Origin of the sequence: Virgibacillus oceani, assembly GCF_041521345.1 — a bacterium.
Classification (GTDB): Bacteria; Bacillota; Bacilli; order Bacillales; family Amphibacillaceae; genus Virgibacillus_N; species Virgibacillus_N oceani_A.
Genome location: NZ_JBGOHB010000025.1, coordinates 1 through 17,329, shown reverse-complemented (window position 1 = coordinate 17,329; position 17,329 = coordinate 1). Strand labels below are relative to the sequence as shown.

Annotated in this window: 13 protein-coding genes; 8 read left to right on the top strand and 5 right to left on the bottom strand. The window is 41.6% G+C overall.

The window, feature by feature from the left end:
- Positions 1-10: 10 nt before the first annotated feature.
- The gene (locus ACDX78_RS16660; protein ID WP_486029290.1) at positions 11-343 is read right to left on the bottom strand and encodes a winged helix-turn-helix transcriptional regulator; all 333 of its coding nucleotides are present in this window, start codon (positions 341-343) and stop codon (positions 11-13) included.
- A 218-nt stretch (positions 344-561) separates the two neighbouring features.
- Here ACDX78_RS16660 and ACDX78_RS16655 point away from each other — a divergent pair, with 218 nt between their 5' ends.
- A complete protein-coding gene (locus ACDX78_RS16655) occupies positions 562-1,809 on the top strand; it encodes an aminopeptidase (RefSeq protein WP_486029289.1) in 1,248 nt (415 codons plus the stop codon).
- Between the two features lie 490 nt (positions 1,810-2,299).
- Here ACDX78_RS16655 and recQ read toward each other — a convergent pair whose 3' ends face one another.
- Positions 2,300-4,435, bottom strand: coding sequence for a DNA helicase RecQ (gene recQ, locus ACDX78_RS16650; RefSeq protein WP_486029288.1), 2,136 nt, complete (start codon positions 4,433-4,435; stop codon positions 2,300-2,302).
- A 281-nt stretch (positions 4,436-4,716) separates the two neighbouring features.
- Entirely contained in the window at positions 4,717-6,000 is a 1,284-nt protein-coding gene (gene brnQ / locus ACDX78_RS16645; RefSeq protein WP_486029287.1) for a branched-chain amino acid transport system II carrier protein, read from the bottom strand.
- Between the two features lie 552 nt (positions 6,001-6,552).
- Between brnQ and ACDX78_RS16640 the strand changes: the two genes are divergently transcribed.
- Positions 6,553-8,415, top strand: a complete 1,863-nt coding sequence (locus tag ACDX78_RS16640) for a cation:proton antiporter (protein WP_486029286.1) — start codon at positions 6,553-6,555, stop codon at positions 8,413-8,415.
- 337 nt (positions 8,416-8,752) lie between these two features.
- Here the strand turns inward: ACDX78_RS16640 and ACDX78_RS16635 are convergent, their stop codons facing one another.
- A complete protein-coding gene (locus ACDX78_RS16635; protein ID WP_486029285.1) occupies positions 8,753-8,932 on the bottom strand; it encodes an SE1832 family protein in 180 nt (59 codons plus the stop codon).
- Positions 8,933-9,021: 89 nt separating this feature from the next.
- Between ACDX78_RS16635 and ACDX78_RS16630 the strand changes: the two genes are divergently transcribed.
- On the top strand, positions 9,022-9,867 hold the full coding sequence (locus tag ACDX78_RS16630; protein ID WP_486029284.1) for a GNAT family N-acetyltransferase: 846 nt from the start codon (positions 9,022-9,024) through the stop codon (positions 9,865-9,867).
- Positions 9,868-10,581: 714 nt separating this feature from the next.
- Here the strand turns inward: ACDX78_RS16630 and ACDX78_RS16625 are convergent.
- Positions 10,582-11,679: an AI-2E family transporter gene (locus tag ACDX78_RS16625; RefSeq protein WP_486029283.1), complete on the bottom strand. Its 1,098-nt coding sequence runs from the start codon at positions 11,677-11,679 to the stop codon at positions 10,582-10,584.
- A 281-nt stretch (positions 11,680-11,960) separates the two neighbouring features.
- On the opposite strand from ACDX78_RS16625, the gene ACDX78_RS16620 reads away from it, so the two are divergent.
- The 5 genes from ACDX78_RS16620 to ACDX78_RS16600 all read left to right on the top strand — a co-directional run bounded on the left by ACDX78_RS16620 (position 11,961) and on the right by ACDX78_RS16600 (position 16,899).
- Positions 11,961-13,697, top strand: coding sequence for a phospho-sugar mutase (locus tag ACDX78_RS16620; protein WP_486029282.1), 1,737 nt, complete (start codon positions 11,961-11,963; stop codon positions 13,695-13,697).
- 261 nt (positions 13,698-13,958) lie between these two features.
- On the top strand, positions 13,959-14,735 hold the full coding sequence (locus ACDX78_RS16615; protein WP_486029281.1) for a TerC family protein: 777 nt from the start codon (positions 13,959-13,961) through the stop codon (positions 14,733-14,735).
- A gap of 74 nt (positions 14,736-14,809) precedes the next feature.
- A complete protein-coding gene (locus ACDX78_RS16610; RefSeq protein ID WP_486029280.1) occupies positions 14,810-15,169 on the top strand; it encodes a DUF488 domain-containing protein in 360 nt (119 codons plus the stop codon).
- Between the two features lie 88 nt (positions 15,170-15,257).
- Positions 15,258-16,436 carry a chromate efflux transporter gene (chrA, locus tag ACDX78_RS16605; RefSeq protein WP_486029279.1) on the top strand — a complete coding sequence of 393 codons (1,179 nt, stop codon included), beginning with the start codon at positions 15,258-15,260 and terminating at the stop codon, positions 16,434-16,436.
- Between the two features lie 25 nt (positions 16,437-16,461).
- A complete protein-coding gene (locus tag ACDX78_RS16600; protein ID WP_486029278.1) occupies positions 16,462-16,899 on the top strand; it encodes an OsmC family protein in 438 nt (145 codons plus the stop codon).
- Positions 16,900-17,329: the final 430 nt, after the last annotated feature.

Genomic DNA, 17,329 nt, shown 5'->3' with positions numbered 1-17,329 from the left:
TACATCCGTTTTAGGCATTTTGTTCCTCTGATGCTTCAGCTGTTACATGATGGTCTGCCCAGGATTGAATTTCCTTAATAACAGGTTCCAATGCTTTTCCTTTTTCAGATAGAGAATATTCTATGCGGACAGGGAATTCGGAATATACCGTGCGTTCGACAATTCCTTCTTTTTCCAGCATTTTCAAACGTTCTGAAAGTAATCTGCCGCTAATTGGCAGTTCCGCTTCCATTTCTGAGAAGCGCTTCGTCCCTTTTAATAAATCAAATAATATCAAACCCACCCAGCGTGTGCTTAGCAGGTTCATCGCTTTTTCAAAACGAGGACATAAGGCTGTTTCCATGATCATCACCTCACTGTACTAGCTTTAATTCTGTATATTGAATTAGATTAATCAATAATTACAAAAAGTAACTTGTATATTATAATAGCACATCCTTCCTATTCCGTAAATAGGGGGTGGTTTTGCCGATGGCTGATCTTACACTGAAAATTTTTTGGTAATTTGGATCTCTTTATGAAATAATAGCTAATATAAACTTAATTTGTGGAGGTAAATGTATGATAAATGACAAAATACAAGAGAAATATGCCGAACTGGCTTTAAAGACAGGGGTTAACCTGCAAAAAAACCAGGCATTAATGATAAATGCGCCGATTGAAGGGGCGGATTTCACCCGTACTGTTGTTGGAAAAGCCTATGAGATGGGAGCGAAGAATGTACATATCAATTGGGTTGATGATGAACTGACGTTATTAAAATATGAGCATGTCTCGGATGAAGTCCTGACCGACATACCCCAATGGAGAGTGGATATGCAGAACAGTTTCGCAGAAGACGGTGCTGCGGTACTGAATATCCGCTCCACCAATCCGGATTTGTTGAAGGATATTGATCCTGGAAGGGTGGCGAAAGCAACGAAAGCGGCCTCAGAAGCGATGAAAAACTTCCGCAAATACACGATGAATGACAAGATTGCATGGTCAATTATTTCAATTCCGACAGGTGACTGGGCGCAAAAGGTTTTTCCGGATAAGTCAAAAGAAGATGCTGTGGAAAACCTGTGGGAGGCGATTGTGAAAATTGTGCGTGTAGATCAGAATGACCCTGTTGCGGCATGGGAAGCGCATAACGCGACATTAATAACTGCCCGTGAAGTGTTAAACGGGAAAAGTTATCAGAAGCTTATTTTTAAAGCACCGGGGACGGATTTGGAAATGGAGCTGCCCGAAGGACATATTTGGAAAGGCGGGTCAGCAGAAACAGAAGGCGGTGTGACATTTAATCCAAATATGCCGACGGAGGAAGTGTTTTCTCTGCCGCATAAACATGGTGTAAACGGAACTGTAGCCAGTACGAAACCATTAAATTATGGCGGTAGCCTGATTGATAACTTCAGTCTCACTTTCAAGGATGGAATGGTCGTAGATTTTAAAGCAGAACAGGGTGAAGATACGTTAAAACATCTGCTGGATACGGACGAAGGTGCTCGCAGGCTTGGTGAAGTTGCCCTGGTCCCGCATGAATCTCCGGTTTCTCAATCCGAACTGGTCTTTTATAATACATTGTTCGATGAAAATGCATCCTGTCATATTGCATTGGGTAAAGCGTACCCAACGAATCTGGAAGGTGGTTCAGCAATGGATGAAGCTCAGCTGGACAAGCATGGCGTTAACGACAGCTTGACGCATGTGGATTTTATGATCGGGTCAGAAGAACTTGATATTGACGGCGTGAAGTCAGATGGTACAACAGAAGCTGTATTCCGCAATGGAACGTGGGCGTTGAATGTGAAGGGGAATAATTAAAGTTTCAATAAAAATGGCGTACCAGTGAAAAATCAGCATAAATGAACTTCATTGTTCAGCAGAAAATATAAAATAACCATTGGTGTACAAAATATTCATAGATGGTATACTATAGGTAGAGGATCATACAATAATAAAACCGTCCCATGCTGGTAACATGGAACGGTTACAATAGGCTAACCCCAACAAGAGAGGTTAGACACAAGTGGAAAATAATCCCTCAAGCGTCTGGCAGTGAGCATGAGGGATTATTCGTGTTTATCGGACATGATAAATGCTACTAACGTGCCGAAAGAAATCATCAGTGTTAATACATCATTCATAGCCATGAGCATCACCTCCTTCCCTGGGAGATATCCCGCAGGAGGTGTACCTAATCCCTCAAGTGAAACCAGCCTATTGTTCTTGTCAGTATACCATAAAAGAACACTTGTTCCTATATCTATTCTAAAAATCCTCCTTGGAATATGTTATTCCAAGGAGGATTTTTTTACATTAGTTCATTTTTTACTAGAATGGCCTTAATCTTTTCATAATCATAACCCTCAGGCAGTGCTTCCTTCAATGGCTTCAGACGGAGTTCTTGAATCGTTTCCCTAGCTTTCAGCACAGCCGTTTCCTCTTCCGCATTAAAAAATATCTCCCACGCAATTGGATAGCCGTCTTTATATGCTTTGAACAAATGATCTTCAACCGTTTGTATCCTCATTTCTCTGATGGAAGCAATATTATTAATGGATTTTCCGGATTGAAACATCTGGTAGCTGATTAAGTGGCTTGGTCTGTCATCGTCAGGTCGGTTTGCCCGGGGCTTTGGTGTTTCCTCAATCCGGACTTTTTCATTTACATCCGGATTTTTGCCCCGCCATTCTTGAATCACAGCCAGAAAAGCTTCGCCATACTGTTCATATTTTCTCTCGCCAATTCCTTTTATGGTAAGCATATCTTCTTTCGTTACAGGGAAATATCTGCTGAGTTCCTTCAGTGTCATATCGGAGAATAACACATAAGGCGGCACATTTCTCGCGTCAGCCATTTCTTTTCTCAGCTTGCGAAGTGCCTGGAATAACTCCTCATGATAATCAGCAGTTTCAGAAACGGGGATAGGTGCGGTACGCATAAGTACTGTTCGCTCCCCCTTCAGCACGTTAAGAGAATTGTTATTCAGTTTTAATGTCGGAAACTTGCCTTCCTCTGTAGCCAGCAGCTGTTCGGCAACTAAAAAGTGAATCCATTCCGTGATCTCTTTTTCTGTATATGCAGACAAAAGCCCGTAAGTGGAAAGTCTGCTTAAACCAAATGTGTTTACTTTCTTATCTCTGGAGCCTTTCAACACTTTGGCAGTCATGGAAACACCAAAACGTTCATCCATCCGTTTTACACAGGAAAGAATCATTTGTGCTTCCGTCGTCATATCCGTTTCTTCCTGGCGGCTGACACAATTGCTGCATCTTTCGCATGAAAAACTCGTATTTGCATCATTAAAATAATCTAAAATATGAGAGGTCAAGCAGCTATGTGTATGACAATAGTTAATCATCGCTTGCAGTTTTCGGTATTCACCTTGTTTCCCTTCCTCATCCATATTAGACTGTTCGATTAGAAATTTCTGCAGCTGAATGTCTTGCGGCGAAAACAACAGGATGCAGTCACTATTGATCCCATCACGGCCTGCCCTGCCTGCTTCTTGATAATAGGATTCAATATTCATTGGCATTGCATAATGGATTACAAATCGCACATTGGATTTGTCTATCCCCATACCAAACGCATTGGTGGCGACCATGACATTCACTTCGTCATGAATAAAAGCAGCTTGCGCCTGTTTTCGTTCCTCTTCAGGCAGTCCTGCATGATATTTTGCTACCTTTACACCCCGATGATTCAGCTGTTCATATAAGCTGTCTGTCTGCTTACGGGTAGCTGTGTAAATAATACCTGATTCTGATTCATGCGCTTTTAAAAAGGAACGGACGTAAGTGGCTTTATCCTTTCCCTTTACAACGTGAAATGCCAGGTTATCGCGTTCAAACCCGGTGTGTATCACTTGGTTGATTTGTAGCAGCCGACGAATATCCTCTACAACTTCTTCTGTTGCTGTTGCGGTCAGTGCCATAAAAACAGGGATATTGGATAGCTGTTTTAAATTAGGCACGATAGACCGATAGCTTGGCCGGAAGTCATGCCCCCACTGGGAAATACAATGCGCTTCATCAAAAGCGACAAGGGAGAGCGGTATGCGGCTTACTGCCTTTGTGAAATAACCTGATTCAAATCGTTCCGGCGCAACATATACAAATTTGTACCTGGATTGCATCATGTCTTGAAGCCGTTCCTGCTGCTCTGGGGCGGATAAGGAGCTGTTTATGTAAGTGGCAGGAATTCCCAGGGATTGCAGAGCATCCACTTGATCTTTCATAAGGGAGATGAGCGGGGAAATGATAATGGCAGTGCCCTCCAGACTTAAGCCGGGTATTTGATAACACAGGGATTTACCTCCGCCTGTAGGCATAACAGCCAGCGTGTTCTGCAGTTCCAGGACATAATTAATTGCCTCTTCCTGGCCGGGACGAAAGTTTTCATACCCAAAATACGTTTGCAAAATATTTTTTTCTTTTACAGTCATCATAATCCTCCCTTCATACATGTCATTTTACCATATATTATTTGTTAATCACAAAAACATTTGGAATATATCTTCCAAATGTTTTGCATAGTTTGCTGCTATTCCAGCAGTACCACAAATACACGCCGCTTCCAAACCTCTGGATACAAGTGAGACGACCCTTCAAATTCCTGTTCGTCCCAGATCTTGATAGGGGAACAAGTATAACTCGCAGTCTCCATTTTTTAAAAAACAGCCTTGCAGAAAAGCAAATATTTAACAACAGATTAGCCTAAGCAGTATCAGCCTTTTTTCCTGCCAATCAGCCAGCCGATCAGACCTGCGATAATAGCGGGTATAAGCCACGCGAGCCCGATATCATACAGTGGCAGACTTTCCATGAATGGAGCAACTGACGAAAGCTCAAAACCGAATTCCACCAGCCCGTCATAAAAACTGATGATGGCTGCCACAAAGATCGACAACCGGTAAACTGCCTGCACACCATCAAACAGCCGATGCAGAAATGTCAGCAGAATTAATACGATGGCAATCGGATAGATGAACGTAAGTACCGGCACGGAGAAACCGATGATGGCATCCAGACCCTGATTGGAAATGGCAAAGCTGATCATTGTAACAATCAGCACAAGCATTTTATAGGAGATGGATGTAATTTTTGCGAAAAATTGGGCAACAGCTACAACCAAGCCAACTGATGTAGTAAAACATGCCAATGTGACGATCACCCCAAGTAAAAGGGCACCGTAAACGCCAAACATTTGATTGGCGGCAGCGGATAATATTTCCCCTCCATTGGTGAATGTACTGTGAGTGGACATTTTTGCGCCAATCCACCCTATGGATGCATACACGGCGATTAAAGCAATTCCTGTAATAAGGCCAGCTTTAAGTGTGGACTTCACCATATCTTCCCTGGTAGTAACCCCGCGTTCTTTAAATGCACTGACAACTACAATACCAAATGCCAGGGCGGCAATCGCATCCATTGTTAAATACCCTTCAACAAAACCGGTGAAAAATGGCGCATCCAAGTATCTTTCCATGGGGCCATCCAGCGGTGCAGTAAGCATTAAAAGTCCACCAATACTTAATGCCACGATAGCGATGAGTAAAATCGGGGTTAAGTACTTTCCGATCCGATCCACCATTTTAGAAGGATTCAAACTTACATAATATACCAAAACAAAGAAAATGATTGTGAAAATCAGCAATATGAACGCAGAAGAATCAGTTAAGAAAGGCTCTACACTCATTTCATATCCCACAGTAGCTGCACGTGGTATCGCAAAAAACGGCCCGATAACAAGGTAAACCGCAGCGGTGAAAATAAGACCAAATGTCGGGTGAACCCGGTCTGCCAGTTCTCTCGCATCATCTTTAACGAAAGAGATAGCCGTCACAGCTAGAATCGGCAGCCCAACCCCGGTAATAACGAATCCGGTGATTGCAGCCAGATAGGAGGTGCCTGATTCCATACCGAGTATAGGAGGATAAATAAGGTTTCCAGCTCCGAAAAATAGTGCGAAGAGCATAAAGCCTATAATGAAAATGTCTTTATTCATGATGTATTCCCCCAATTTTTTAGTTACTGGAACGCTTACAAAAAATACGCCTCAAATATCAGCAAAACTAATTTTCAGCTGATAATAATGCTTTCTACTACACTACCACCGACTAACCACTGGAAATATACATTTTCATTATTAACAGAAAAATAACAGCTATATACAGAGCAATATAAAATGATTTTCCGTTTGCCGAGGTAAGTTTATAAAAAAACCAATAGCTTGTCAATGAAGATTAAATCTTAAAACCAAAAATTATGTGACAACTTATTCGGGCTACGTTACCAATACCCTCCCTCCTTGAACGGGATACAACAAACAAAGTAAAAATAATCCAAATTTATACCTCTTCAGCTCTAGCTATAGATTCCCAAAATGCAGTTCTCATCCGTGCCGTCAATTATGAAAAGGACTGTCTTAACATATTAAGTTTCTCCGGTTGAATATACTTTCTAGAAATCAATCCATGATTTTAAGAAGAAATTGTTTACATTATCTGTTTATAACGTTAGAATGATTTTTATGTTTTTTCATTTAGGAGGGATTATATTGGAACCTTCGTTATTATTTCAAATTATGCTAATAGGTATTCTGGGAATAGGCTCCCAATGGCTGGCATGGCGCTTTCGAATGCCGGCTATTGTAATTATGTCCATCACGGGGCTCCTGGTGGGGCCATTTTTAGGGTTTATTAATCCGCAAGAAGACTTTGGCAATTTATATAGTCCGATTATTTCTGTAGCAGTTGCAATTATATTATTTGAAGGCAGTCTAAGCTTGAGCTTTAAAGAACTGAGGGGACTGGAAAAACCAGTGTTCCGGATTGCTTCGGTTGGTGCATTTATTGCCTGGATCCTCGGCTCTTTGGCTGCGCACTATGTTGCCGGGCTGTCGTGGGCTGTAGCCTTTGTCATTGGCGGTCTGTTTATCGTGACAGGGCCTACTGTTATCATGCCATTATTAAGGCAGTCGAAACTCCGGCCGAGACCAGCAAAAATACTGAAATGGGAAGGAATTATTGTTGATCCGATTGGGGCGTTATTAGCTGTATTTGCTTTTGAAATCATCACATTTTTATCCGCCAATGACCCGAATGTGACACAATTAATGCTGTTCTTTGCAGCTTCTCTTTTTGCTGCAGTATTTGGCTGGGCATGCGGCCGGGGACTTGGCTGGATGTTTGAGGCAGGACATGTTCCGGAATTTTTAAAGTCCCCTGTTGTAGTTACAGTAGTTATTTTATGTTTCACAGGTGCAGATGTAATCATGCATGAAACAGGGCTGCTCTCCGTAACGGCAATGGGAATTACACTCGCAAATATGGGAGTCAGTTCGATTTCGGATATGCGCCATTTCAAGGAAAATATTTCTGTACTGCTTATTTCGGCAATATTCATTATGCTCACAGCTTCTCTGCAAATGGAAACATTACTGCAGATTTTCAGCCCGAACATTATTGGTTTTGTATTGTTAATGATGTTCATTGTAAGACCGCTGTCCATATTTTTATCAACCATCCGTTCAGGGCTTTCATTCAATGAAAAAGCATTGGTAGGCTGGATTGCGCCAAGAGGGATTGTCGCTTTAACCGTAGCAGGTTATTTTGCAGGAGTTTTACAGGAAGCAGGTTATGAAGATGCTGAAATCCTAACAACGCTGACGTTTGGGCTCGTACTTTTCACTGTGATTGCCCACGGATTTTCCATTGGCTGGCTTTCGAAAAAACTGAATTTATCCATGGAAGGTCGTCCCGGCACATTAATTGTTGGAGCGAATCCATTTACGGTGGAGCTGGCAAAATCATTAAGGAAAGCAGATATTCCAACGATTATTGTGGATTCATCTTACAGAAGGTTGAGCGAGGTGCGAAAAGCAGGACTGCCGTTTTACCATGGAAGCATTCTTTCCGAGCAAACGGAGTATAATCTCGATACCGTGCCTTATGAGTTTTTGCTGGCAGCAACCGATGACAATGCTTATAATTCATTGGTCTGTACGACATTTATGCCTGAATATGGCAGAACAAATGTATTTAAAGTGAGCCCATATCGTAAGCATAAAAATGGAAATTCGGAGATTGTTACGAAGGTTGGCGGAAGAGTCCTGTTTGATAAGAAGTTTCCAATGGAGGATCTCAATGAAAAATTGGAAAACGGCTATGTATTCCGCCAGACGACATTGACACCGCAATACAATTATAAGCAATATGTGGAGGATAAAGATGATTCCACTGTATTTTTGTATTTAATCAAGCCTTCAGGAAAGCTGAAATTTTATTCGGAGGAAATGCGGACAGTACCGACAGTTGGAGATAAGATCATCAGTTTTACACCACCTATAAAAGAAAATGCAAAAATAAAGGAGAGAATTGAAGTTAAGCGGAATGGGGAGTCAAAGAATAATAAAGTGTGAAGTTTGAGGTATTCCGGGGGACTTCTCAGTGTACCGGCCAAGGTTAAAAAGAAGCCGCAGGGTACTTGAAATGTCTTTTCTGAGTACCGTTTGGATGAAAAACCCCTTCATCGGTTACTCGAGAAAGCTTTTCAGTATACCGCTTGTCCCGAAAAATTGATGCCCAGGTACTCGAGAAAGTCTCTCGGAGTACCACTTGGGCCAAAAATTTCCTCATCAGGTATTAGAGTCAGCTTTTCAGTGCGGCTCTTGAGGGTCTTATCCAATGGTACCAAAAAAAGCGCTTCTTCCTGCCGTGCAGGGAGAAGCGCTTTATCTAAAAAATAACAAGTATATCTTATTTCATTACCTCCAGCTGATGGTTAACCTCACTAATTTCTTTTTCCAGCCGAATTAACTGTGCTTCAGCGGAGGAAACCCTGCCACGGACATATTCCAATTTATCCATATCGCCCTGAATCCGGGTATAATCTGATTTTAATTCATCTAGTTTTTGTATCAGTTCTTTTTTATTCATCCCTCATCACCTCGCTACCAGTTTAGCTGAAGACTACTTTACAAAACAACTAATTTGAGTAAAATAAAATACTAAAAAGGAGTAAATCCATGAAAATTAAAATGGAATCGTCTGTGAAATCCTATTTGGAAAAAGTGGAAACCTTATTATTAGAAAAAGAAGCATGCAATAATTTGATACTTGGATTACTTGATCGCCTTCAATCGAATAAAATGAACTGTTATCTAGGGTATGTGGAAGAAAACGGTCGGGCGGTCTCAGCATTTATGAGGACACCTCCCCATAATTGGATCATTGCCGATGTTGAAGGAAGGAACAAAGATGTTTCTTATGCTATTGCTGATTACCTCTATGAGGGAGGCCTGGAAGTACCTGGAGTGTTAGGGCCTGTATCTGAGGTAGAGGCTTTCGTGCATAGATGGGCCGATTTGAAAAATACAACTGCAGCTATACATATGAACCAATTAATCTATCAATTGGATGAAGTAAAAATAACCCCATCTGTCAAAGGTCAACTGGTAAATGGAACAGAAGATGAGCTGGAGCTAATTGCTGCCTGGCTCGTTATATTTGGCGTAGAGGCAAACGAACCGATTACTGCAGAAAAAGCTGAAAACATGGCTTATCAATTTGTGAAAAACCAGTCCATATATCTATGGAAGGTTGATAACCAGTTTGTTTCCATGATTAACAGATCAAGAAAAACGAAGAATGGCGCTACAATTAATGCAGTCTTCACCCCGGATCAGTTTAAGCGGAAGGGCTATGCAACAAACGCCGTGGCTGTTTTAAGTCAGCAGCTGCTTGATAAGGGTTTTCAATTTTGCAGTTTATATACTGATCAAAGCAACCAGACATCCAACAATATTTATAAAAAGATTGGGTATTATGCAATAGGTTCATCTATTGTTTATCATTTTGGAAAAAGGGAATGATTTTTTCCAATTTAAAACAAAGGCAGTTTTCTATGGTACAGGCTAGTCCTGGGTTCTTCTTTCCCGTGTATCATAGCCTGCTTCTCTGATACATGCTTAGCTCAATTTCAGCTTCCCCATGTATCATAGCCTGCTTCTCTGATACATGCTCACCTCAATTTCAGCTTCCCCATGTATCATAGCCTGCTTCTCTGATACATGCTCACCTCAATTTCAGCTTCCCCGTGTATCATAGCCTGCTTCTCTGGTAGATGCTGACCTCAATTTCAGCTTTCCCGTGTATCATAGCCTGCTTCTCTGATACATGCTCACCTCAATTTCAGCTTCCCCGTGTATCATAGCCTGCTTCTCTGATACATGCTTACCTCAATTTCAGCTTCCCCGTGTATCATAGCCTGCTTCTCTGGTACATGCTTAGCTCAATTTCAGCTTACCCATGTATCATAGCCTGCTTCTCTGATACATGCTTACCTCAATTTCAGCTTCCCTGTGTATCATAGCCTGCTTCTCTGGTACATGCTTAGCTCAATTTCAGCTTCCCCGTGTATCATAGCCTGCTTCTCTGATACATGCTTACCTCTAATTCCGTTAACCCATGCACCATAGATTGATCCCATCCCTTAAAATACACTAAAATAAAAACGGGGCCACCGGTTAAGTCATTTATTATCAACAACTTAAAGGAAAGCCGCCCTTTTGATTTGCGCTAATCCGTTAGATCAGCGCATCTTCCTCATCCTTTTTTGATTTCCTGTACGTTTGATAAAAATGAATAATAATCGTCCGGACAAGTGCATAAAACGGTACGGCAAACAGGATACCGATGAAACCTGCAATGCTTCCTGCTGCAAGCACGACTGTAATCACTGTTAATGGATGGAGCTTGAGCACCTGTCCCATTACATTTGGTGAAATAAGGGTGCTTTCAATTTGCTGTGCAACAAACATAATCAGGGAAATCCATAAAAGATTCCACGGGTCCTGAATTCCTCCGATGATTAATGCGGGAATGACCGCCAAATATGGACCGAGAAATGGAATGACGTTGGTGAGCATCCCAAATAATGCAAATGCCAGCGCAAATTCAAGTCCGATAATAAGATAGCCGATCAGCAATAATAAACCGACGAAAAAGCTGACAAGCAGCTGTCCCTGAATAAATGAGGCAAGCACATTATCCATTTTTGACATTAAGCTTTGGATGTTCTTCGCTTTCTTTTTACTGAAAATCTGTGTAACAAAAGGGGACAGTTTATGACCATCCTTCAACATAAAGAACAGGAAAAACGGAATAAGAAAAATCCCAATTACAACAGATACAACCTGTCCAATGAAGCCGCCGATTATTCCGAAAAGATTATTCGCGATTGATTCCAGGTGCTGCGGGATATCGGCAATAAAGTCATTGACCCAGCTTACCGCTTCATCAGGGAAGGTTTGATAATTTGATTGAAACCACTGGAATGTTTCCTCTGCCCACTTAACCATCTGCGGTATACTGTCAACCATATTGTTTATTTGCTGCTGAGCAATCGGCCAAATATAAACAACGAATAAGGAAACGACGAGAATAATAGTTAAATAGACGAGAAGGATAGAAACAATCCGGTTCATTTTAAATCGCATGTATAAATGCATTAACGGCTTTGTTAAATAATACAGAATACCCGCTCCAAGAATCGGCAGGGCAACAGCGCCAATTAGCCTTACCACCGGTATAAAAAGAAAATCCGTAAGGGCAATGAGCCATACGAGCAGGAAAAACATAATAAAAAAGAGCATGATTCTAAACCAGCGTTTTTGCGTCAACATCATCACTACTTTCTTTTAATTACTTGATACTATAACGAACATGCTTCTATATATGTTTCATTTTTTCATATTTTTAATTCTACCTTATAAACTAAATTAATAGAAAGTATTCTATCGTTAAATCTTTAAGATGGGACGAGCATTTAGCGCAGCCCAAGGCACCTATAAAGGCACATATCCTATTATTACCTCAAAATAGGTAAATAAAACGGTGACGTGGAATATTTCCTATACCTATGCTAGAATCAAGCCATATACATATATTTGGAGGAAATATATTTATGGGTGACTGGGAAAAAGTTTATCAGAAATGGCGTACATTTCATAATTTGGATCCATCTTTAAAGCAGAATTTAACGGAGATGGAAAATGATAGAGAGGCTTTGGAAGATGCTTTTTATAAAGAGCTGACATTTGGAACAGGCGGCATGCGAGGGATTCTTGGCCCTGGCATCAACCGTATGAATGTATATACAATAAGAAAAGCGGTGCACGGGCTGGCAAACTATCTGCTGAATACAACAGAAAATGTAAAAGAACGCGGGGCAGTCGTAGCGTATGATTCACGTCATATGTCCCAGGAATTTGCTATAGAATCGGCAAAAGTGCTTGGTGCATCCGGTATACGCACGTACGTATTTGATACATTAAGACCGACGCCACTGCTTTCCTATGCGGTGCGTTATCTGGGGACAGCTGCAGGGATTATGATCACCGCAAGCCATAACCCGCCAGCGTATAATGGGTTTAAAGTATACAATGAAGACGGTGGTCAAATAACGCCCGATGAAGCACAGGATATTATTGCCTCTATTCAAAAAACGGAGAATGAATTGGCTGTACCTTTTAAAGAAGCAGATGAACTTGAAAAAGAGAATCTGCTCATTTGGCTGGGAAAAGAAGTGGATGAGGCTTATTTAGAGCAATTAAAAAAGATTTCTAAAATGTCTATTGAGGAGCAGGATGAAAACAAAGACTTGAATATTGTCTTTACGCCTTTGCATGGCACTGCTTTGTATCTCGGTACACACGGTCTTGATCAGCTTGGATTTTCTAATGTAGAAGTGGTAGAGGAACAGGCGAAACCTGATCCGGAGTTCTCCACCGTAGCATCTCCAAACCCGGAAGAACACCAGGCATTTACATTTGCGATTGAACAAGGGAAACAAATGAATGCGGACATTTTGCTCGCAACAGACCCTGATGCAGACAGGCTTGGTGTAGCTGTGAAAAACGAGGCAGGGGATTATCAGGTATTAACAGGCAATCAACTGGGCGCATTGCTGCTTGATTATGTTTTATCCCGTAGTGATGAGCAATCAATAAAAAACGGCAGGATGCTGAAAACGGTAGTTACCTCAGAATTAGGCCAGGCTGTTGCCGATCACTATCAAGTGCAGACAATTAATACACTTACAGGTTTTAAATATATCGGGGAAAAAATCCGTCAGTTTGATGAAACTGGAGAAACCTTTCTCTTTGGCTATGAGGAAAGCTACGGATATTTAATCAGTGCTTTTGCGCGGGATAAAGATGCGGTACAGGCAGCAGTGATGGCTGCAGAAATGGCATATTACAGGAAGCAAGAAGGAAAAACCTTGCTTGATGCATTGCATGTATTGTATGAGAAGCATGGTTATTATCTGGAAGGCCTTTCTTCTTTGAAATTGGAAGGAAAAACAGGCACAGAACAAATAAATAAAATCATGACAGAAATCCGTAAAACCCCACGGAAAGAAATAGCGGGGATGGCTGTGAAAGTTATTGAGGATTATGCTGCAGGGGAACGCACTTATACTGGTAAAGAGAATAAAAAAGAGACGATTGACCTTCCAAGTGAAAATATGATGAAATTTTTATTGGAAGAAAACAGTTGGGTATGTCTGCGTCCTTCGGGTACGGAACCGAAGATTAAATACTATTATGGTGTTTGTGGAAAAAGTGCAAAGGAAAGTGAAGAGAAACGCGATATGCTGAAAAAGGCAATGGATGAAATCATTCAGGAAATCATTTCTTAAGCCGGTGCAGAAAGTTGTTAAAACGTTTGATTAAAGGAAAGTGATGAAACTTTTTGTTGACATATTCCCTCTTTAACGGTTAAATAGATATAGATATTAAAGGGGAGTAGCTGTACAATTTAAGCCGTCATTTCACGAGAATATATCTCCGGCTTGATTGGCAACTCACGTTGTTTGCGAGACCTTTACCACTAACGGGTAAGGTCTCTTTTTTATTGGTCTTGCCTGTTGGTGAGACCATTTTTGCTGAGGAGAGAAATGATGGAGAGCGCATTAATTGTTGAATATCTATGGGTGCTTATTATTTTGATTGGTCTGGAAGGTCTGCTGGCAGCGGACAATGCGCTAGTACTGGCAATCATGGTAAAACATTTGCCGGAAAAGCAGCGGAAAAGAGCATTATTTTACGGGCTGGCGGGAGCCTTTGTTTTACGATTAGGTTCATTATTTGTTATTTCCTTCCTTGTAGACGTCTGGCAGGTACAAGCTTTAGGAGCAGCATACTTGCTGTTTATTGCCATTAAGCATTTATATGATAAACTGAAGCCCGTCAAAGAAGTGCAAGCAGATATGAAAGAGAAAGAGAAAAAGGGAAGCGGCTTCTGGATGACGGTCGTGAAAGTCGAATTTGCCGATTTGGCGTTTGCAGTCGACTCCATTTTAGCAGCCGTTGCTTTGGCTGTCGCACTCCCTCCTACAGGACTCGGTACAATAGGTAGCCTGGATTCCGGTCAGTTTTTCGTTGTATTTGCCGGAGGAATGATTGGACTGATCATCATGCGGTTTGCGGCGAATATTTTTGTGGAATTATTGTACAAACGGCCCGGGCTTGAAATTGCGGCATTCTTAATTGTGGGCTGGGTCGGTGTAAAATTAACGATGATTGTGCTTGCCCATCCGGATGTTGCCTGGATTCCGCATAACTTCCCTGAGTCAATGGCATGGAAGCTTATTTTCTATAGCATTTTAATTGGTATAGCCGTAGCAGGATGGTTTTTATCTGGCCGGGACTTGAAAAAAGTAAAAGAAATTGAATAATGAACAGGAAGAAGCAGCCAAGTGTTTGCTTCTTCTTTTTATGGGTAAGGAATGGATAGAGGGGGGGTATGAATATGCCTGTACAAATAAAACGCATTTATGAGGAAAAAAATAATGACGATGGTATCCGTGTACTGGTAGATAGAGTCTGGCCAAGAGGAATGTCCAAAGCGGATGCTGGCTTGGACGAGTGGATTAAGGAAATTGGACCGTCCAGCAATTTAAGGAAATGGTTCAATCATGACCCGGAAAAATTTGCGGAATTCAAGAAAAAATATAAAGATGAATTACAAAGCGGGGAGCAGAAAAAAGCATTGGATCAGTTGAAAGACATTATAAAAAAGCATCGTAAAGATGTAACCTTGTTATTTGGATCTAAAGAGGAAAAATATAATCAGGCAGCGGTGTTGAAAGAGATTTTGGATCACCAGTAAAAAAGTATGTTAAGTTTATGTAAATTTTAAGATAAGCACCGGGGTTGTATGTTATTTTATAAAGTATCAACAGTTTATGGAGGAAGCTATGCAAAAGAGAAATTCATTGTTGGAAATTTTCCTTACATCGTTAAAGCTGGGGCTCACCTCCTTTGGTGGTCCTATTGCTCATTTAGCATACTTTAAAGATGAATACATAGACCGGAAAAAGTGGCTCGATGATAAGACATATGCAGATATCATTGCGGTCTGCCAATTCCTGCCTGGTCCGGCAAGCAGCCAGGTCGGGATTTCTATTGGAATGCTCCGCGGTGGTTTTTGGGGCGGGGTCCTTTCCTGGTTTGCATTTACAGTCCCCTCGGTTGTGGTCCTTGTTTTATTTGCGATATTTTATCAGTCATTTACATTAGATGACGCCGCGTGGATTACAAGTTTGAAAATCGTTGCCGTAGCTGTAGTGGCTCACGCGATTCTTGGCATGGGGAAAAACCTGACGCCGGACCGGCCGCGACTTGCTATTGCGCTCATTGCCGCAATGATCATGATTATTTTTCCATCAGCCGTGGTACAAATTTCAGTGATCGCCGGTGCTGCTATTATCGGTTACTTTCTATTTTCCAAAAAAGTCGAAACGAAAGTGCAGCCTTTTAAAGTATCGATCAGTAAAAAACAGGGTATTATTTCTTTATCCATTTTAGCTATTTTACTGGCAGGATTGCCTATTGTTTCGCAAATTGTTTCGAATACATATGTAACGATATTTGATATATTTTTCCGGGTGGGCTCTATTGTTTTCGGGGGTGGACATGTGGTGCTGCCCCTTTTGGAACAAGAAATGGTGCCGACTGGACTGTTGTCGGCAGATGAGTTCCTGGCAGGTTATGGTATGGCTCAAGCCGTGCCTGGTCCGCTATTCACTTTTTCCAGCTACTTGGGAACAATGGTTAGCGGGATAACAGGTGCGGTCGTTGCAACGATAGCCATTTTTCTTCCGTCATTTTTACTTATAGTTGGAGTCCTGCCGTTTTTAGGCGAATTAAGGAAACGCTCCGGCTTTCAGGGGATATTGACCGGAGTGAATGCAAGTGTTGTCGGGATTTTGCTGGCCGCTTTTTATAACCCGGTATTTACAAGCTCGATTACAGACGGTTCCCATTTCGGACTTGCGGTCATTTTGTTTGCACTGTTACACTTTTGGAAGATGCCCGCCTGGATGATTGTAATTTTAGGTGTTGTACTTGGTGAGATCATGGCATTCTTTTTGTAATGAAATTTTGTTATGAGGTGATTTTTTGGCAGAGCATCATTTTCATTTGAAAGCAGATTGGCCTGGTGGCAGAAATAGTGAGGGTTATATTGAAGCAGGAAATTTAAAAACGAAAATTTCGATTCCTCCTGAAATGAATGGCCCTGGGATTGGGACTAACCCGGACGAAATGCTGCTTGGGGCAGCGGCGACCTGTTATATTATTACATTGGCAGCCATGATTGAGCGCGCTGCATTGCCGCTTCAGGAAATGTCGCTGGAATCAGAAGGTATTGTGGACGTAACCAATGGTGGATTTACGTATAAAAAGATCATTCATAAACCAACTGTTTCTCTGAAGGATGGAGCAACTGAAAAGGAACATAAGACGCTCGGGAGACTGGTTGAAAAAGCGGAAAAAAGCTGTATGATTTCCCGTGCGATTAAGGGGAATGTGGAAGTAGAATTAGCGTTTGATGCATAATCAAGTTGTATAACGAAGACGGTTCCATGCAGTCTGTTTGACGATGGAGCCGTTTTTTTATTGCTTAGCGTACTATGTTAAATAATTTTTGATCTGTGGATAATCTTCTATATAAGAATAGCCACGTCCAGCTCCAGCGCCCAGCGACAGCGGGTCTTTACGGTGGGACGAGGAACGACTGTACCGCAGTCCCAGACTTCCTTCACCTCCGTGCGATAAGCCAACATCGGCTCCTTACGGGTAAAGGAAGGCCGACTAACTACGACCTTGCCGGTCAACGTCGGCATACCCCCGATACGGGAGCATGTTTCCTTTATCTCCTACCATGAAAATAAAGTTCTAAAATAAGGAATAAATGTCAATACTAAAGTAGACGCAGCTCATTCATTTTTTTAAAAGGAGTGCGCCATCACTCAAAATCTATAGGAAT